At 49.5% G+C, this 18,901-nt stretch carries 15 protein-coding genes; 6 read left to right on the top strand and 9 right to left on the bottom strand.

All coding sequences use genetic code 11. From position 1 onward, the window contains the following. Window positions 1–23: 23 nt before the first annotated feature. The 6 genes from GOC95_RS09960 to GOC95_RS09935 all read right to left on the bottom strand — a co-directional run bounded on the left by GOC95_RS09960 (window position 24) and on the right by GOC95_RS09935 (window position 7,383). Window positions 24–2,186, bottom strand: coding sequence for an HAD-IIB family hydrolase (locus tag GOC95_RS09960; protein WP_275356917.1), 2,163 nt, complete (start codon window positions 2,184–2,186; stop codon window positions 24–26). A gap of 302 nt (window positions 2,187–2,488) precedes the next feature. Then, window positions 2,489–3,040: a flavin reductase family protein gene (locus GOC95_RS09955; RefSeq protein ID WP_275356916.1), complete on the bottom strand. Its 552-nt coding sequence runs from the start codon at window positions 3,038–3,040 to the stop codon at window positions 2,489–2,491. A 15-nt stretch (window positions 3,041–3,055) separates the two neighbouring features. After that, window positions 3,056–4,921, bottom strand: a complete 1,866-nt coding sequence (locus GOC95_RS09950; protein WP_275356915.1) for a P-loop NTPase fold protein — start codon at window positions 4,919–4,921, stop codon at window positions 3,056–3,058. Between the two features lie 81 nt (window positions 4,922–5,002). Next, entirely contained in the window at window positions 5,003–5,131 is a 129-nt protein-coding gene (locus tag GOC95_RS09945; protein ID WP_275356914.1) for a hypothetical protein, read from the bottom strand. A 294-nt stretch (window positions 5,132–5,425) separates the two neighbouring features. Further along, the gene (locus GOC95_RS09940; protein ID WP_194747111.1) at window positions 5,426–5,614 is read right to left on the bottom strand and encodes a hypothetical protein; all 189 of its coding nucleotides are present in this window, start codon (window positions 5,612–5,614) and stop codon (window positions 5,426–5,428) included. Next, window positions 5,602–7,383, bottom strand: a complete 1,782-nt coding sequence (locus tag GOC95_RS09935; RefSeq protein WP_275356913.1) for a glutamine--tRNA ligase/YqeY domain fusion protein — start codon at window positions 7,381–7,383, stop codon at window positions 5,602–5,604. The genes GOC95_RS09940 and GOC95_RS09935 overlap by 13 nt, the downstream gene beginning before the upstream one ends. 167 nt (window positions 7,384–7,550) lie before the next feature. Between GOC95_RS09935 and GOC95_RS09930 the strand changes: the two genes are divergently transcribed. Genes GOC95_RS09930 through GOC95_RS09920 form a run of 3 tightly spaced genes read left to right on the top strand, consistent with a single transcriptional unit; the run spans window position 7,551 to window position 10,208 of the window. Next, on the top strand, window positions 7,551–8,540 hold the full coding sequence (locus GOC95_RS09930; protein WP_275356912.1) for a biotin--[acetyl-CoA-carboxylase] ligase: 990 nt from the start codon (window positions 7,551–7,553) through the stop codon (window positions 8,538–8,540). Continuing rightward, window positions 8,537–9,313 carry a type III pantothenate kinase gene (locus GOC95_RS09925; RefSeq protein ID WP_275356911.1) on the top strand — a complete coding sequence of 259 codons (777 nt, stop codon included), beginning with the start codon at window positions 8,537–8,539 and terminating at the stop codon, window positions 9,311–9,313. Before GOC95_RS09930 ends, GOC95_RS09925 begins: the two co-directional genes overlap by 4 nt. Window positions 9,314–9,326: 13 nt before the next feature. Beyond that, a complete protein-coding gene (locus tag GOC95_RS09920; protein WP_275356910.1) occupies window positions 9,327–10,208 on the top strand; it encodes an SPOR domain-containing protein in 882 nt (293 codons plus the stop codon). A gap of 67 nt (window positions 10,209–10,275) precedes the next feature. Here the strand turns inward: GOC95_RS09920 and GOC95_RS09915 are convergent, their stop codons facing one another. The 3 genes from GOC95_RS09915 to GOC95_RS09905 all read right to left on the bottom strand — a co-directional run bounded on the left by GOC95_RS09915 (window position 10,276) and on the right by GOC95_RS09905 (window position 13,299). Beyond that, on the bottom strand, window positions 10,276–10,824 hold the full coding sequence (locus GOC95_RS09915) for a hypothetical protein (protein ID WP_194747106.1): 549 nt from the start codon (window positions 10,822–10,824) through the stop codon (window positions 10,276–10,278). A 103-nt stretch (window positions 10,825–10,927) separates the two neighbouring features. Further along, the gene (lpdA, locus tag GOC95_RS09910; protein WP_275356909.1) at window positions 10,928–12,715 is read right to left on the bottom strand and encodes a dihydrolipoyl dehydrogenase; all 1,788 of its coding nucleotides are present in this window, start codon (window positions 12,713–12,715) and stop codon (window positions 10,928–10,930) included. Window positions 12,716–12,825: 110 nt separating this feature from the next. Beyond that, window positions 12,826–13,299 (bottom strand): hypothetical protein, encoded by a 474-nt coding sequence (locus GOC95_RS09905; RefSeq protein ID WP_194747104.1) that lies wholly within the window; start codon window positions 13,297–13,299, stop codon window positions 12,826–12,828. 207 nt (window positions 13,300–13,506) lie between these two features. Here GOC95_RS09905 and GOC95_RS09900 point away from each other — a divergent pair, with 207 nt between their 5' ends. The 3 genes from GOC95_RS09900 to GOC95_RS09890 are packed head-to-tail and all read left to right on the top strand — an operon-like array spanning window position 13,507 to window position 18,849. Next, window positions 13,507–15,120, top strand: a complete 1,614-nt coding sequence (locus GOC95_RS09900) for a hypothetical protein (protein ID WP_275356908.1) — start codon at window positions 13,507–13,509, stop codon at window positions 15,118–15,120. A 34-nt stretch (window positions 15,121–15,154) separates the two neighbouring features. Continuing rightward, complete coding sequence (locus GOC95_RS09895; protein ID WP_275356907.1) at window positions 15,155–17,716, top strand: glycosyltransferase; 2,562 nt, start codon at window positions 15,155–15,157, stop codon at window positions 17,714–17,716. After that, the gene (locus GOC95_RS09890) at window positions 17,689–18,849 is read left to right on the top strand and encodes a PA0069 family radical SAM protein (RefSeq protein WP_275356906.1); all 1,161 of its coding nucleotides are present in this window, start codon (window positions 17,689–17,691) and stop codon (window positions 18,847–18,849) included. Before GOC95_RS09895 ends, GOC95_RS09890 begins: the two co-directional genes overlap by 28 nt. The last annotated feature ends 52 nt before the right edge of the window (window positions 18,850–18,901 follow it).

Here is an 18,901-nt window from a genome sequence, read left to right as displayed (position 1 = left end):
AGGTCCTTGTTGATCTGATTATTTCAGGCTGTTGCGCTGCCAAATTTATAATGGCGCATGCCCTCCAGAATGCCGTGCGCATGCGTGGCCTCGGCAAAAAAGATCCGTGGCATGCCTTTTAAATGTGCCAATTCTTCGCTATGGTTACCCACTACGACGGCCATGGTGTCGCCCATCAGCATCTCAATATCATTGCCAGAGTCGCCTGCCACCAAGAAGTTGGCCAGTGGCAAATCCCATTTGTAAGACAAATAGCGGATGGCATGGCCTTTGGAAGCGCGAACCGGCAAGATATCCAGAAACTCACCGTGTGAATAAATGATTTGCGCGTGCAGCCCCTGCTTGCGCAGATGCTGGCGGATTTTTTTCACAGGCGGCATCTTGCTGGCATCCACCACATAAGAAATTTTGAATTCACGCTGATTTTCAGCAGATTGCAGACGTAGCCCAGGCAACTCCGCTAACGCTTTTAGCAAGTCATCACGTCGCCATAAATGGCGGATATGGTTAGCCCAGCCGATATCTGGCGTGCGGTTGAGCCCATAGTGAATTTCCGAGCCGACGGAGGTAATGAGCACATCCGGGATAGGAATATTGTTTTTACGCAATATTTCAATCGCACTCTCCAGCGGGCGCCCGGTGGCGATGCCAAAAATGTTATAGCCGACATTGGCCACCAGCCATTCCACCAGGTCAAGCTGCCCCTGTTGGTTGCCAAGCAAGGTGTTGTCTATGTCTGTGATAAATGCATATTTTGCCAGCGGGATCGGTGACTTGCCTTGATGCAGCGCGACTTGCTGCTTGCGCAGATTTTTGCGTTGTTTTCTTAGCAGTTGGTGTACCTCTCTGACATATTTGTTCACATGACCCGCCCAGGTGTAATGGCGTTTGACGTTCAAGACGCCGCTCTTGGCCCATTTGCGCCAGCGTGCTTTATCCGTGAGAGCTGAGAGCAGGGCGGCAGCAATCGCATCGCTATCGAGTGTGTCTACCAGCAAGCCATGATGACAATTGGCCAGAATATCGCGAGGACCACCATCATCTGGCGCAATCACCGGCAGGCCGCAAGCCGCAGCTTCGAGCAAGGTCAGCCCAAAAGGCTCAGTAAAGGCAGCGTTGATAAATACGCCACGGCTTTTGGCCGCCATGCGGTACAGCTCTGGGATATCTTCTTGCGCATGACTTTTGGGAATCGCTACTTTGCCCCATAAGTCATAGGCATCAATATCCAGCAGCAATTCATTCAACACCTGTGCCTGCGATTTTTCCAGGTCTCGAATGCGCTCTCGGCTACCGGCGACCAGCACCAGGTTAGCCTTCTTTTGCAGCGCCGGGTGGCTGCCATAAGCTGCTAGCAAGCCCTTGATGTTTTTGCGCACCTCGGGCCGGCAAATACACAAAATCATCGGCTTTTTCGGGTCATGCAAAAAGCGATGGATACTTTGCTCCAGCGTTGCTGGTATTGCTCGGCGGCCTGGCGGCGAAAAGCGCGATGTATCTGTACCGGGCGGGATCACGCGGAATCGCTGATGATCGGCTTGCGCATACATGCCATATTGCAGCTCAACCTCCTGACGTGTGCTGGTCACGATCATCGAAGCATGTTGAATCAGCGCATCCTCCTCGGCAATGCGTCGCTCAAAATTAAACTGCTTTTCAATCTTGTCTGCCTTGCGGCCACTGGAAAGCAGCCGCGCCTGCTTGGGTTTGCCCAGTGAATGGCCAGTATGAATGAGCGGAATGCCCAGCAGCATAGACAACTGGCGGCCCACATAGCCGGCGTCGGCATAGTGGGAATGGATCACATCTGGCAAGCGGCCTTGTTGGCGTAAATAGTGTAGGCAACGGTCCACCATCTGATCCAGATGTGGCCATAACAACTCTTTGCGGATATAGCGCTTGGGCCCGCATGGAAAGCGGATAATACGCGCCTTATCGCTGAGTTTCTCTTCAGGCTGCGCATAATCGCTCGCCACCTGCGGGTCGTCGATCAACCGCGTCATCAGGTCGACCTTGCCGACTTGCGGATGCTCCGCCAACGCATTTGCCAAATCCAGTACATAAGTGCATTGCCCGCCGGTATCGGCATCCACGCCCAGCTCAAGTTGCTGGCCACGAATCAAACCATGTACGCTGATTAGCAACACGTACAAGGATTCTGAGGGTTCTTTTTTATTCACACGCATGTGTACCTCCACTGGCTCACCACAAAGCAAGGCAATTGCACCTCAGGCCTGGCAACTGCAATTGATCATGATGAAAAATGCTGCAGGACTTCACGTCCATTAGATTGAAAGATGCTGCTTGCATCCATGTTTTCCGCGAGGGAAATAAGCGGGATATCAGGCCTGTAATACCCCTATTTCAACTACAGGCTAATAAATTGACATCAATTTAAAATAAAAAGTTTCAACTTTTAACAAGATCGCAGGCAATAAAAAAGCCCTGACCAACAGGGCAGGGCTGATTTTTTGCATGAGTTTAGAGATTAGTAGGCTTGGCCCGTGGCAAAGAATACGCCACCCGCAATATGGTGTATCGTACGCAAGTCGTCATGCCCTTCAAAATGCCAGCGGCCGTCAGAAAATACACGCTCATCAGCATGCGCCGCGATCACTTCAGCAATAAACAAATCGTAAGTGTTCTGGTTATGCGGCTCGGGGATGATTTTGCATTCCAGCCACGCCACGCAATCCTTCACCAGTGGCGCGCTGATCTTGTCTGCAGCAAAGGTTTCAATGCCGTATTCAGAAAACTTGTCTGCGCCTGGCAAATCACGGCCGCTGATACTCCCCACCTTTTTTACCATCTCGATTTGCTTGACGCAGGGCAGGTTGATGGCAAAAGTCCCTTCTGCTTCCATCAGTTCACGCGTGTAGGTTTTGCTGTCTATCACGACTGTGACTTTGGGTGGATTAAAGTCTAAAGCGCAGACCCAGGCGGCGGCCATGATGTTTCGTTTGTCTGCATGGGCGGAGGTGATGATGGTTGTAGGGCCGTGGTTTAGTAACCGATTTGAATTTTTTAACTCAAGATTCATTTTATGCTTTTGTAATTAATTTCTTAGATGTTCTGCAGCAGCTTTAAAAGTTTGTGCGGCTATCAATAAATTTCTTTTCTTCATAGTCTTAGGATGTTTATTTGCTTCAGTAGTAAAAATTCTTGCGACCTTTACCAGCCAGTCGGCTTCGTCTTTTAACTCCTGATTGAAGTCAACGAATCCATATCTATTCTTTAGTAAACTTTCAATATTCCATTTATTCCTTTGAGATAAGGAAATGAATTTGTTAGCAAACCTCCGAGGATCAATGTAAATTAGGATTGGAATTTTGTAATAAAGATTATCTTTATCATTGTTTAATTGAAGGTGTTGGCAAAATTTAAAATTATCGCTGCTCATTAGATCAAGTAAATAATTTGCAACTTGTGGATAGTCATCAAGTACAGCTTGGTTAATTTTTTCGATTAAGTACTCGTATATTTCTTTGAATTCTGCGGAGTCTCTTTCCTGATACCCTAGGTTATGGGAGGACTCTTGAGCGAAATGACTTTTTAAATTATCAGCTTGAATAGCTAATAAATTATTCTTTTTCAAATGATCAATATATTTCTTCCCAAGTTTAAGAATCTGAGCTCTTGATTTTGGATATATTTTGCATTCAGACAAAAATAATAGATTGCCAAAAATATGTAAAAAAACCTCAACTTCATGATGCTTAAATGACACAAACTCCTCGTGAACGATGTCAAGATAGCTTTTGATTTCCTCATCAGTGAGTTCATAGGCATACCAAAGCTTTTTCCAGGTTGGAGTATCTTCTGTAAAAAAATACTTACTATTTTCAACTTCAGATATTAGTTTTTCTGTATCGAAAATGCCTTTTTCAAAAAGTTGTTCCCATAGTTCAAGACTCAGTACAAGGTCATACAAAGAAAAGTCAGGATATTTTTTGGTAATTATTGAGATTGGTTGTTCCGGATCTTCAGTTCCTTTGCCATTCATAAAAGAAACCCAATCGCTCATGGTTAGTTTTCTTAATTGAGCTGGTTTTAAATGCCCGCTTTTTATTTCAAAACTAAATATCAGATAGTTCGTCAACAAAGCTTGAATTAAATCATTATGGCTTTTTAAATTCTCAGGAAGAGAATTGAGTAGTCTCAAAAAATCATCAAGGGCTTGTCTTATATGCCTCAAGTTCTGATAAAGCGACTGGTTATATATTCTTACAATTTCAGGCGTGAGTCTTGTAAATATTTCTTTTTGATTCTCTGGATATTTATCAATGAAAGCTTTTAAAGCGATATCAGTTTCTGGTTGTAGTTCGAAAGTTTTACCAATTAACTTTTCCTTAGCCCTCTGGTAAGAGATATCATCTTTGTTAATTTGCTCTTCACTCCTGATTTCATCCTCATTAGCAATCAGAATAACTTTGTGACCACCATGTTCAACGAGATGATTTATGTAGCCCAAAAGCTTAAGAATGTTGATATTACTTCGCTCTAAATCATCGAAAACAATTACAAAGTCTTCTAAGTTTGTAAGATAATCTGGCAAATTAATATCAGGTATGGTGGGAGATATAGTTCCATCCTCTCTACCGTCATTATTCAAGTCGATCTTTAAGGCACCCTTTAAAAAGCCTTTCACAACTTTGCCAGCGAGGACTGCTTTTTTTGAAGATAATTTAGGGTGGAGTAATCTGAAAAATTCATCCTCTATATCCTTAAAAGAGGACATACCATAGGTACTCACTAAAAGACTTTTGAGAGATTGACTATTTCTTTTCTCAATAAATTGATTGATAAATTGAGTTTTTCCACTACCCCAAGCACCTTTTAAAAGCACAGCATACTGAGGTGATTCAGATAGCTGACAATAGTATTCGAGAAATTCAAAGATTTTTTGGTTGTGAGAGAGCATAGACGATTAGCGCGGATGAACTTACAGTTAGCTTAAATTATTCTTTAGTAATTAAGGACATGTTGTTGCAGGCTATCATCCTTATTTTTTAGTAACTACATAAGGTATACCAGTTTGCTCTGCTAGCGTTTTTGCAGCTTTGAGCTGCGCGACGTAGGGCTTGATCAATGGCCTCAAACTTTTTTCTATCAACTTTTCTTTTTCAGTCATAGATTTACGCCTCGTCAGAGTAATTTAGGTTCATTGGCTGAATTGTCATACAAAGACCATGAATTTGATAGAGCGCTGTAAAGCTGATGTAAGTTTTTTAAACCTGTTTTGAGTCTACGCTTACTGGTAGGGCTGGGGTATTGTGGCCATCAGCAGTCGTTTTAGGGGGCGGGGAGCGCCAACCCAGCAGCAATCAGGTCGGCAAGATTGGACAATTGGCCTCATTAGGCAAGTATTCACGGGCAAAGGTAGTTTTTCCTGCGCCGTTTGGACCTGCAATAATGATGACTTTTTTCATCGGCCTAGAAGTTGGTCAATTCTTTCAAAAACGACTTCGGCTGGGATGGTTTTTACTTTGTTGGAAAGGATGTCATCCAGACGTTGCTTGGAAATAGTTAGCCACGCTTGCTCATCCAAGCTGAGTTCCCGATTATCAGTCAAAGATGAATGATCGGCGTGGCTCTTATCCATTATTTCTGCCAAGTATCCTTCAATGTCACCGTTCTGTTAAACACCGGCTTCCCAGCCACACTGTCTTTACGGTCGGCGACAAAATAGCCATGACGCTCAAACTGGTAGCTGTCGCCTGGGTTGGCTTCCTGGGCGCTTTGCTCAAGCTGGGCGGTGATGACTTTGACAGAATCCGGGTTAATGTCATCCAAAAAGTCTTTATCGCCGCTGCCTGGATGCGGGTCTTTAAACAGGCGGTCGTACAGGCGGATTTCGGCGGTGTAAGCGTGGTTAGCGCTGACCCAGTGGATATTGCCTTTGACCTTGACGCTATCCGCACCCGGCGTGCCGGACTTGGTGTCTTGTAGGTATTCGCAGTGTACGGTGGTGACGTTGCCAGCCGCATCTTTTTCACAGCTCAGGCATTTGACCACGTAGCCGTAACGCAAACGCACCATATTGCCTGGGAACAGGCGGAAGTAGCCTTTGGAAGGTTCTTCCATAAAGTCTTCGCGCTCTATCCACAGCTCTTTGGAGAGTTTGACCACGCGTTTGCCCAGCTCAGGGTTTTGCGGGTGGTTAGGGGCGTAGCAGTCTTCTTCCTGACCTTCAGGGTAGTTATCAATCACCAGTTTGATCGGGTCGAGTACGCCGATTTTGCGCGGTGCGGATTCGTTGAGCACTTCGCGCATGCAGTCTTCGAGGATGCTGTAATCAATCCAGGAGTCTGCCTTGGAGACGCCGATCCGGTCTGTAAACAGTTTAAAGCCTTCTGGCGTGTAACCGCGGCGACGAGCACCGGCCAGGGTAGGCAGGCGTGGGTCATCCCAGCCAGTCACATGTTTTTCTTCGACTAACTGAATCAGCTTGCGCTTGGAGAGCACAACATAGGTCAGGTTGAGGCGTGCAAATTCATATTGGTAAGGCACCGGTTTGTTAATCATTCCGGCATCAGCCAGATTGTCCATCAGCCAATCGTAGAAAGGGCGCTGGTCTTCAAATTCTAGCGTGCAGATGGAGTGGGTGATGGTTTCCAGGGCATCCTCAATCGGATGCGCGAAGGTGTACATAGGGTAGATGCACCATTTGTCACCGGTGTTGTGGTGGTGGGCGCGGCGGATACGGTAAATCGCGGGGTCACGCATATTGATGTTGGGCGAGGCCATATCAATTTTCGCGCGTAACACCATGCTGCCATCGGCGTGCTTACCATCGCGCATTTCTCTGAAGATGCGCAGATTTTCTTCTGCACTGCGGTCGCGGAATGGCGAGTTTTTACCTGGCTCGGTTAGCGTGCCGCGGTTGATACGCATTTCATCGGCGCTTTGCGCATCGACATAGGCTTGTCCGCGTTGAATCAAGGCCTCGGCAGCGGCATACATAAAGTCAAAATAATCGCTGGCAAAGTAGAGATTGTCTTCTTTGCTGCCATCCGGGCGCGTATTGTCCCAGTCAAAGCCCAGCCACCGCACCATCTCAGTGATGCTATCTACATATTCCTGGCTTTCTTTTTCTGGGTTGGTGTCGTCAAAACGCATATGACAGATGCCGCCATAATCACGCGCTAACCCAAAGTTGAGAAACACCGATTTGGCATGGCCGATGTGCAAATAACCATTCGGCTCGGGCGGAAAACGGGTGCGAATTTTAGCAAAATCGGTTTGTCCGGTGGCGTGATGCGCGGCATCGCCTGGCGTACCAGCCCATTTCTTTTCGGCATATTTTTCTTCGGTAAGGTCTCTATCAACAATAGCACGAATAAAATTGGAGGCGGCGGGGGTCGGTTCTTTTTGTGTAGACATGGCGGTTCTTGAAGTTGCTAAAGTGTGCTTATTTTACACGGTTAGCGACCTGACCCAAAACGCTTAATACAGGGCGTTTCGGGCTTTTATCGCCCGGCCTGACAGGGCGGGTATGCTACACTGCGGGCTATGAATATACGCATGATTATCGCCACTCACCGGTTGTTATGAACAAGCTGGCATTTCCTATTCTGGCCGTGCTGGCGGATGGTAAATTTCACTCTGGTGAAGACTTGGCCCAGCGTTTTGGCGTCACCCGCGCCACGGTATATAACGCGATTCAATCCGCTGAGCAGCTAGGCATCAAGGTGTTTTCAGTCCGTGGACGCGGTTATCGCTTGCCCAAGCCGCTGACCTTGCTCGATGCAGATCAAATTACCCAGGCCTGTGGTGACTATGCGCCCTGGTTTCATGTGCAAGTGCTGGCGCAGGTCGATTCTACTAACCGCTATTTAATGCAGGAGAGTGCGCGCGGTATTGCCCATGCGACCTGTGTGGCGGCGCATATGCAGACAGCCGGTCGCGGTCGACGCGGCCGTTCCTGGCATTCTCAATTGGGTGGTAGCCTGACTTTTTCTTTGCTCTGGCGCTTTCAATGTGGCGCGGCTGGCTTGTCTGGCTTGAGCCTGGTAGTCGGTTTGGCACTGGTGCGGGCATTGCACACGATGGGCTTAACCAGCGTGCGCTTAAAATGGCCGAATGACTTGCTGGTGTTGCAAGCGGGCAGTTGGCACAAGCTGGGCGGGATTCTGATTGAGCTGCAAGGGGATATGGAAGGCCCAAGTGCAGCGGTGATCGGCATAGGCCTCAATTTGGAATTGGAGGCCGATTTACAACAGCAGATTGACCAGGCGGCGATGGGCCTAAATCAGTTGGCGGGTGCGCCTGTAGACCCTAACCAGTTGCTCGGCCACTGCTTGAACCAGTTGGCGCAACACTTAAGCCTGTTTGCCGAGCATGGTTTTGCCTATTTTCAGCCCGAGTGGACGGTGTACCATGCTTTTGAGCAGCAAGCTGTGAATCTGCTGTTAGCCAATGGCCAGTCGGTTCCCGGTCGTGTGGTTGGCGTAGCTGAAGAGGGCAGTTTGCTGGTAGAAACCGCTGCCGGTATTCAGCGCTTTAACGCAGGCGAAATCAGCGTGCGGAGTGCGGCATGAAACTGCTGATTGACGCTGGCAATAGCCGCACCAAATGGGCCTGGTGTCCTGAGCAATCAAGCCAGTCTACAGCGCTGCAGATCAATGCCCTGGATAATCAAGACTGGTTTGAGGGCGCCGCACAGGCGCAAGCCTTGCACGCCGCGATCGCTAAGGCGAGCCTGATCTATTTAAGTAATGTGGCGGGCGAGCGCTGGCTGCAAGCCTTGCACGAGCGGGATCAACGTTTGCAAGCTATTGTCGCCACCTCTTCAGCCTTGGGTTTGCAAAACAGCTACAGTCAACCTTCGCAACTGGGTAGCGACCGCTGGTGCAGCCTGTTAGCGGTATGGCGTAGCGAGGGTAAATCAGCATTGGTCGTCAGCGCGGGTACTGCGATGACGATGGATGCGCTAGTAATCAAAAAAGCACAGGCGATGTTTGCTGGCGGCAGTATCCAGCCTGGGTTGCGACTAATGTGGCAAAGTTTGCAACAAGGGGCGGCGCAACTCGATTATGCCTATCCCGACCTTGACGCTGGCACGGATAGCTTTGCGCAAAATAGCCAGCATGCCATGTGGTTGGGCTGCGTGCAGGCGCTGGCTGCTTCGGTGGCTGCCCAGTACGCACGCTTGTGCCAGCAGCTGGATCATGTGCCACTATTGTTCATGAGTGGCGGCGATGCAGATTTAATCGCCAGATATTTGCCGCATGCATTGTCAGCACAGGCGATTATTGTGGATAATCTGGTATTAAAGGGATTGGCCTGCCTGGCTGAGTGTTCAGACGAATGAAAAGTATAAGAGAATGAAAAAAATATTCTGGATATTGGTATTGCTGAATGTGGTGGTGTTTGCTTATTTTGAGCGCGATGCCCTGTCACCTGCCGTCAGTAGCCTCAAACCAGAGCTCCAGCCACAGCAAATTAAAATCCTCACCGAGCAGTCGTTGTCGTCTTACCCCACACGCCATCCAGAGGCGGCGGTAAACGAGCCTTCCGATTCGGTAGAGCAGCCTGCTGATAGCCATGTGCCTGCCAGTGAGCCAGTGTCAAAACCAGATGCCCAGGGTGCTGAAGCTAAATTGCCTGAAACCAAGCCATCTGAGCAAAAATCTCCTGAGCCTAACAAGCCGGAGAGCTCCAAAGTGGTAGAAGCGAAACCCGCTGAAGCAAAACAGGCAGAAAAAGCCCCGTCGGCTAAGCCCGCAGAACAACATACCGCGACGGCTGGCGCTTGCTATGAGTGGAGCAGCTTCAACACGGCGCGCTTGAATGAAGCCTTGAGCCTTGCACAGCAACTCAATATCAAGACTCATACCAATCTGATCGGCAGTCCGCAGGATAATGTGCGTTACTGGATTTATAAACCGCCGCTACCTACTGCCGAGGCTGCGCAAATCAAAGCCGATGAATTGCGTAAACTCGGTGTGGAGGATTTCTTTGTTGTGCAAGACGACCCCAAATGGCGCAACGCGATCTCGTTCGGTGTTTTTCGTGATGAAAAACTGGCCGATAAGCTCATGCTAGACCTCAAACATAAGGGGGTAAAATTGTTGATTAAAGCGACCCGTAATGGCGGTCAGGCGGTCATCAAAATGCAACAGGTCTCGCCACAACAACTTGTTGGTTTGCAAAAGGCGCGTTCGCAGTTTCCAGATGCCGTGCTTAAAGAAATACCTTGTAATTAAAATTCACAAGGCGTTAAAACGATAGACATCAAAAAACCCGCATTCGCGGGTTTTTTGATAATCAATCTTACTGTTGTGCTGCTTTTTGAGCTTCAGCTGCTTTTTTGGCCGCTTCTTCTTCCTTGGCTTTATCTTCTTGAATTTTCTTCAGCAAATCCCCATTGGCTTTCAGGCCTGTCATGATTTGATTATCTACATTGTTTTTACGATCAAACACAAGACTATCGCCTAAAATCACTTTTACCCAGTCTGGATAGCTGTAAGCCGTCCCCTTGTTGTGATCAACAATCGCGCCTATGCCACCGCCAAACAGAATGTTACCCCACATCCCGCCATTGGCTCTGGAGACCAGAACAGCAAAACCAGACTCTGCATTATCCTTTTGACATTTAATTTCGAGGTTTTGACCAGAGCGATGCACAACCAGGCTACCCGGTGTTTTGGTGGACCACTCACCGCGCTCATTTTTTGCCGTACATTTGGCATCTTCAACGAGTTGATCTTGTTTGTTGTATGTTTCAACGCGAATCGGTTGATTTGAATCTTTGGTAATCGACGCACAACCCGAAAACAGAAGGCTGCTTGCCATCACAAAAGCGACGTGATGATATTTCATATACTCCCTTATGTTGTTATTAGTTAACTCCCGTGAGCAGGAGTTAACTAATATTATAGAGGGCAGGTATATTTTTAGTAAGAGATGTTAATAAATTTATGTTTTACCGCTTTTTCGGTGGCAGCATATCGGTGATGGTGCCTTCCTTGAGTTCAGCGGCAAAGCATACTGTTTCAGACAAGGTGGGGTGAGCATGAATGGTCAGACCCAGGTCATGCGCATCGGCGCCCATTTCAATCGCCAGCACAGCTTCTGCGAGCAATTCGCCAGCATTGACGCCAACGATTCCGGCACCAATCACACGGTGAGTGTCTTTGTCGAAAATCAGTTTGGTTGTGCCTTCGGTACGCGCGATAGACAAGGCGCGGCCACTGGCAGCCCACGGGAAGCTGGCTTTTTCGATCTCAATGCCTTTGGCTTTGGCTTCGGTTTCGGTGAGGCCCACCCAGGCCACTTCAGGATCCGTATAGGCGACGGAAGGGATAACACTGGCGACAAATTCGACCTTGTGACCGGCAATCACTTCTGCGGCTACTTTCGCTTCATGCGTAGCTTTATGGGCCAGCATGGGTTGGCCAACAATATCACCAATCGCAAAAATGTGTGGGACATTGGTACGCATTTGTTTGTCCACGCTAATAAAGCCGCGGTCATCGACGGCCACGCCAGCATGTTCGGCACCAATATTTTTACCATTCGGGCGGCGACCGATAGAAACGAGCACGCGGTCATATTTTTGCGTCTCTTGCGGCGCATTAGCACCTTCAAAGTCTACATAAATCCCATCCGCCTTGGCTTCGATCTTGGTGACTTTGGTCGACAACATAATGCTTTCAAAACGTTTTTCCATGCGTTTTTGCAGTGGACGCACCAGGTCGCGGTCACAACCGGTAATCAGGCCGTCCATAAATTCCACCACGCTCACTTTAGAGCCCAGCGCGTCGTAGACCGTCCCCATTTCGAGGCCGATAATGCCGCCGCCAATCACCAGCATACGGCCTGGGATATCGGCCAGAGCCAGTGCACCAGTGGAGTCCATGATGCGTTCATCTTCAGGCGCCCCCGGAAATTTAGTGGCTTGTGAACCTGCGGCAATAATCGCATTCTCAAAACCGACCAGGGTGACTTTGCCATCGGCGCCGGTAACGGCAATCTGGTTTGGGCTAGTAAATTTACCGACGCCATTGACCACAGTGACACCGCGCGCCTTAGCCATCTGGGCCAAGCCACCAGTCAGCTTGCCGACGACATCGTTAGCTTTCCAGTTGCGCAGTTTGTCGAGATCAATGTCAGGTTTGCCAAAGCGCAAGCCATGGTGTTCGGTTTCTTGCGCTTCAGTAATGACTTTAGCCGTGTGTAACAAGGCTTTGGAAGGGATGCAGCCAACATTGAGGCAGACGCCACCAAGTGTTGGATAGCGTTCTACCAGAACCACTTTCAGGCCAAGGTCGGCTGCACGGAAGGCGGCAGTATAGCCGCCAGGCCCGGAGCCCAATACCATGACCTGGCAGGTGACATCATGATTACCTGTCGGTACCGCTGGGGCAGGGGCTGCCGAAACTGGGGCAGCGGGCGCCGCTGTGGCGGTGGTTTGTGTGGCGGGTGTAGCAGCAGGTGCTACGGCAGGTTGTGCTGCTGTCGTGGTTGATTCAGCACTTTCCAGCAGCAAGATCAGGCTGCCTTTGGCGACTTTGTCACCCACCTTGATTTTTAACTCCTTGACCACGCCAGCATGTGAGGAAGGAATGTCCATGGAAGCTTTGTCAGACTCCACAGTAATGAGGGAATCTTCTTTGGCCACGGTATCGCCGACGGCGACCAGCACTTCAATCACATCGACACTGTCAAAATTGCCGATATCCGGCACCACTATTTCAACCATTTGACTCATGAAAACCTTATATATGCGTTAGTTTTGCTATTTTATCACCAAAAGAACAACCGCACTTTTGGCTTGTCACTGCTTGATTGTCCCGATAGATGTTTCAATCACATCGTGCATCAGCGTTTGGCGGGGGCGGTTGTGACCGGTTTAACCGCTGTGGCTGGCTTCATGGTGCAGGTTTCATGGCCGTAATTGCCGCCCGTATCATCTGGTTCGTAATAATCGTTTTTAAAGGTCCAGCCGGCCTTGCCCACTTTGCTGAATTGACCCATGCCGGTAGAGAATTCTGCATATTTGGCATCAGACAGTTTAAAGGTCATTGCCAACTGTTTGCCACGGGTAATGGCCTGGCCAGTGTAGCTTTGCTTGTTTTCCGTGTGTGTTGCCAGCTCGTAGACGGAAACTTGTGCTGTGCTGTTGCGGCGGTTCTTTTTGAGATAAATGGTGACTTCATAATCGCCGACAGCAATATTGTTGCCTTTGCACAAATATTCACCACTGTAGTCAGGTGACGCGGCAGGGGCTGAAAACGCAGTGGATGAAAAGATTGCGAACAGACTAAAGGTGATTAAACAGGATTTAACGTTCATATGACTTCTGAAATAAATTTTTGGCGTGAGAAAGTTTAAAAGCCTGAGTTTTTTGCGAGACTTTTGAATACATTTCATCATAATTGCAATTACATAATTTACCAAGTCTCTTTTAGTGTTTTTGTCGCTTGCAGCTTGTAAAAGCAGGGCGCAAGCCTAGGTGATTTATGAGAGAATAGCCGCTATTTTTAGCAACCTCGTGACAAGGTGACCATATTGCAGCGTTTGTTATCAAGAATTTCACCCATCGTCTGGCTGACCTTGTTTTTACTAGGCTCCGTTTACTACGTCTGGCGATTGCAGCAACCACAAGTGTTGCTTGAGGTGGATGCGGATGCGTTGCCCCTGCAATGTATCTCTTATTCGCCTTATTACAAGCCTGGCATGAGTCCGCTGGTCAAGGATATGCATGTCGATCCGCTGCAGATTGAGCAGGATTTACAAGCCTTGTCCAAAGTCACGCGCTGTGTGCGCACTTATTCCGTCGGCCAGGGGATGGATTATGTGCCCAAGGCTGCGCAAAAACTGGGCATGAAAGTCATTCTTGGCGTCTGGATCGGTTGGCTGGAAGATCTCAACCAGGCAGAACTCAAGCTAGCGGTGCAGCAAGCGAACCAGTATCCTGAGACCGTGCGTGGCATTGTGGTAGGGAACGAGGTCTTGTTGCGCGGCGAGCAGTCCGAGCCCAAGATGCATGGCTACCTGCAATGGGTGAAAGCCAATACCAAGGTGCCAGTCACGTATGCCGATGTGTGGGAGTTTTGGCTCAAGCATCCTACTTTAGAGCAGGACGTGGACTTCGTCACCGTGCATATTCTGCCCTATTGGGAAGATAAGCCGGTTGCCATTGATCAGGCGGTTGCCCATACCGCTTCGGTGATGGGACATTTGGGCACAGTCTTTAAAAAACCTATTTTGATTGGTGAAACCGGCTGGCCATCGCAAGGTCGCCAACGCTTCTGGGCCAAGCCGAGCGCGATCAATCAAGCCAAATATATGCGTGGTTTTTTGCAGGCCGCCAAGCAGAGTCAATGGCAATATAACGTGATTGAAGCCGTGGATCAGCCTTGGAAGCGTGAGCTGGAGGGCACGGTCGGGGGGTATTGGGGCGTGCTTGATACGGACCTAAAACCCAAATTCAGCTTGCAGGGAGCGATGGCTGAGCGTGCAGATGGCTTGCAACCCTATCTGCCCGCGCTCGGGCTGGGGCTGCTATTCGTTGCCTATGGATTTTATCGCCATCGCCCAGCGAATCAATTGGCTGTACTCGCATTAAGCGGCATGCTGCTGGGCTTGCATGCCTATCTGCAACTGGAATATGTACACTTGGCGGCCCGTAATTCTCTAGAGCTGAGCATGCTGGCTGGGCTTGCCGTGCTGGGGTGGGGCCTGCTTGGCTTGCAACTCAGGCAATGGCTGGGGTTGAACGCAAAAGCTTGCCTGGAACAAGCCGCGCTCCGACTGCTGGCGGTCGGATTCTTGCTGACCAGTGGCGCGCTTGCCGTCAATGGGCGCTATCTGGATTTCCCTATCATCTTGGTCTGCCTGCCATTGGTCGCGATCACGATTTCTTTATTGATGCCACGCGCTCAGACTGGTCAAACAGGGGCCGTCAATGCTGGATTCTGGCTGGCGGCTGCACTGCTGGTCATGGCTGCCAATTGCGCCGTGGCCGTGGCGATCATGGAGCCAGGGAATACCATGGCCTGGTGGTGGACTGCTGTCTGCGGTGTTGCCTTGCTGATATTACCTCTCAGAAGCCTACAAGTAGGTATTCCGCTGACAGCCAACGCTGCTGATTCAGCGTATCATTCAGTTTAAAACAATAACTCATCAATAACGGGAAGTGTGAGAAGTGATCGTTTCATGGTTTAAAAAATTGCTGCCAAGTCTGGCGTTTGCGATAGTCTTTTCAGCGTTGCATTTTGGCCTCTGGACGCTGGCCAACCGGGCGCTGCCACTGATCAGTGTCAAGCCGGAAGTCAATGGATTTGCCTATACCGGTTACCGGGCCAACCAAAGCCCGCTCGAAGGGCAGCATCCGAACACCGCCGAACTGGCGCAAGATCTCGACCTCATGCATAAACATACGCGCCACATTCGTATGTATTCATCACTGGATTTGAACGAGGTGATCCCGCTGGCCGCCAAGCGCAATATGAATGTGATTGCGGGGGCCTGGATAGATGCAGACAAGCAGAAAAATACGCGGGAAGTGTCTGCCTTGCTCGAAAAGCTGGAAAACTACAGCAATATTGACCGTGTGATTGTTGGCAACGAATCGCTGTTGCGTAACGATTTGCCGGTTCCGTCCTTGATTGAATACCTGGATTTTGTCCGCGAACATAGCAATGTGCCGGTGTCTACCGCCGAGCCTTGGCATGTTTGGCTCAAACACCCGGAGTTGGTGAAGCATGTGGATTATATTGCGGTACACCTGCTGCCTTACCATGAAGGCGTGCCGGTTGAAAAAGCTGTGCAATACACCATTGAACGCTATAACCAGCTCATGGAAGCTTACCCCCGTAAAAAAATCGTGATCACCGAGGTAGGCTGGCCCAGTCGTGGTCCAGCGATTGGCGCTTCTGTCGCCAGCGAAGTCAACCAGGCGCGTTTTATCCGCGAGTTCCTGGCCCGTAACTCCATTGAGGATCTGGATTTTTACCTGATGGAAGCGTTTGACCAGCCCTGGAAAGTTGCGCTGGAAGGCTGGGCGGGTGCCTATTGGGGCATGTATAACGCTGATCGCCACCAGAAATACTCCCTGCAAGACGCGGTGCCACCGAATACGCGCTGGATTGCCAAAGCCACTTGGTCTACGGTGTTGGCATTTATCCCGATGATGTTTATTGCCTGGCGCTTTAAACACTGGGGCATAGGGGGCGTATTGTCGATGGCGGTGTTGTTTCAGGCCTGTATCACGACCTTGACCATTGCCTGGAATCTGCCAGGTGACTACTACTACACCTTGCGCGATTTTGTGGTTCTGATCGGGCTGATATTGGGTATTACACTGACCTCGATGGTGTTGATGATCTACGCCGCCGAGTTTAGTGAGGTCATGTTTAAACCTTACTGGCGGCGGTTCTTTAAACGCGCCCAGCCATTACCTGCCGATCAGGAGTTATTTGTCTCTATCCACCTGGCCTGTTACAACGAGCCGCCAGAAATGGTCATTGCCACGATTGATAGCCTGCGTAATCTGAACTACACGCGTTATGAAGTGATTGTGGTGGATAACAACACCAAGGATGAGGCGAAATGGAAGCCGCTTGAGGCTTATATGGCGAATATGCCAGATAACTTCCATTTTTATCACTTGCCTTCCTGGCCAGGCTTTAAAGCGGGCGCGCTGAATTTTGCACTGGATAAAACCCACCCGAATGCGCAAGTGGTGGGGGTAGTCGATGCTGACTATGTGGTGACACCAGACTGGTTATCCGACCTCGTCCCTCATTTTCAGGAATCGCAAGTGGCGGTCGTACAAGCACCACAAGCCCACCGTGAATGGGAAAATCATTTCTTCCACCGCATGTGTAACTGGGAGTTTGAAGGTTTCTTCCGCATTGGCATGCATCACCGCCATGAGCGTAATGCGCTGATCCAGCATGGCACCATGACACTGATCCGCCGTGAGTCGTTGCAAACGCTGGGCGGCTGGTCTGAGTGGTGTATTTGTGAGGATACCGAACTTGGGTTGCGATTGCTCGAGAGAAACATGGAGTTGCGTTATATTGATGAAACCTTTGGGCGTGGCTTAACACCGGCCAACTTCAAAGCCTTGAAATCACAACGTAATCGCTGGGCATTTGGGGCGATGCAAATACTTAAACATCACATGCCAAAGTTGTTGGGTAAATCATCACTCAACTTTAGTCAGCGCTACCACTTTTTGACTGGCTGGTTTGGCTGGTTTGGGGAGGCCTTGCAACTGATATTCACCATCGGTTCTATCGGCTGGACGATTGCCATGTTGGCATTCCCTAAATACTTCAGTTTGCCAGTGGTGGTCATGATTGTTCCCATACTGTGTTTCCTGGCGATCAAGGCCATTCTGGGACCAGTCTTGTACCGCAAAACCATGCATTGCAGCTGGATGGATATCTTTGGCGCTTCACTGGCCAGCTTGGGTTTATCACATGCCATTGCTCGGGGTATCATCAGTGGCCTGACACACAAGGCAGGCGTCTTTGTCGTGACGAATAAAACCAAAGCCAAACTTAGTAATTGGCAGCTGATCGCGCCAATCAAGGAGGAGTTGACGATTCTGATCTCTCTGTTGCTCAGCGCAGCAGCCATGCTGTATTCGCGCGGTTTTAGCAACCTGGATGCGCAATTGTGGGTTTCCATGCTCGCGCTGCAATCCCTGCCGTACTGGAGTGCATTGGCATGCCAGTGGATATCGGAACGCAAGTAGACCAATTAGCGCAAGACCATCTTGATGCTTTTCCACCCGAGCGGGTGGAAAAGCCACTTATATACAAAGGACGTGCGGCCAGCAGCAATCAGGTCAGCCGCTTTGATCCACATCGCCGCGAAATCATTGATGACGGCTGGGGCAGTCTGGATGAAGAGGCGCCGGCCCTACGCACAGAAGTCATGCTGGATGCGGCTAAAAGCGTCATCAATTACATTCAATCTCCAGACCTGCCGTTTGATCGTACCCTGAATCATTACCGTGGCTGTGAGCATGGCTGTATTTATTGCTATGCCAGACCCACGCATGCCTATCTGGGGCTTTCTCCCGGCCTCGATTTTGAGTCACGCTTGCTCATGAAGGCGGAGGCTGCCGAGCTCCTGAAAAAGGAATTGGCACACCCCAAATACCGCTGTGCGCCGATTGCCATCGGTATGAATACGGACAGCTACCAACCCATAGAGCGTGAATATCAACTGACGCGCCAGGTGATTCAGGTGCTGAGCGACGCCAATCATCCCTTTAGCCTGGTCACCAAGTCCTCACTGGTTGAGCGTGATATTGACCTGATTGCGCCTATGGCGGCCAAGGGGTTGGCCAGTATTTATCTGAGTATTACCACGTTAGATCGTCAGATTGCCAGACGGCTTGAACCGCGGGCAGCCGCGCCTGAGCGTCGTTTTGAAACACTGCGTAAACTGAGTGCGGCGGGCATTCCAACCGGCGTGATGGTGGCGCCGGTGATTCCGGCCTTAACAGACTGTGATATGGAAAAGATTCTTGAACAGGCGTATCAGGCAGGCGCGCGCAAGGCGGGCTATGTGTTTTTGCGCTTGCCGCATGAATTAAGTGATTTATTCCAGGCGTGGTTGCAACAGTATTTTCCACTCAAGGCCGACCATGTCATGAGCTTAATCAAGCAAAGCCGCGGCGGTAAAGCCTATCAAAGTGGTTTTGGTCAGCGCATGCGTGGTGAGGGCATATTTGCCGACCTGCTGGCGCATCGTTTTAAACTCAGTTGCCAGAAATTGGGCATGTCAGGTGAACGGCTTGATTTGCGCACGGATTTGTTCTCTGCAGATCCTAGCTGGGGGCGTGCTACTAAGCTTCAACAGCAATTCTCATTGTTCTAAAAAATATTGAGCACTATCGTCGGTATGCGTTGATTGAGATATAATTGCGTCT

This window comes from Methylophilus sp. YYY-1, from assembly GCF_029132825.1.
Lineage (GTDB): Bacteria > Pseudomonadota > Gammaproteobacteria > Burkholderiales > Methylophilaceae > Methylophilus > Methylophilus glucosoxydans.
Note: the sequence above shows the minus strand (reverse complement) of the source record. Positions and strands in the feature narration are given on the sequence as shown.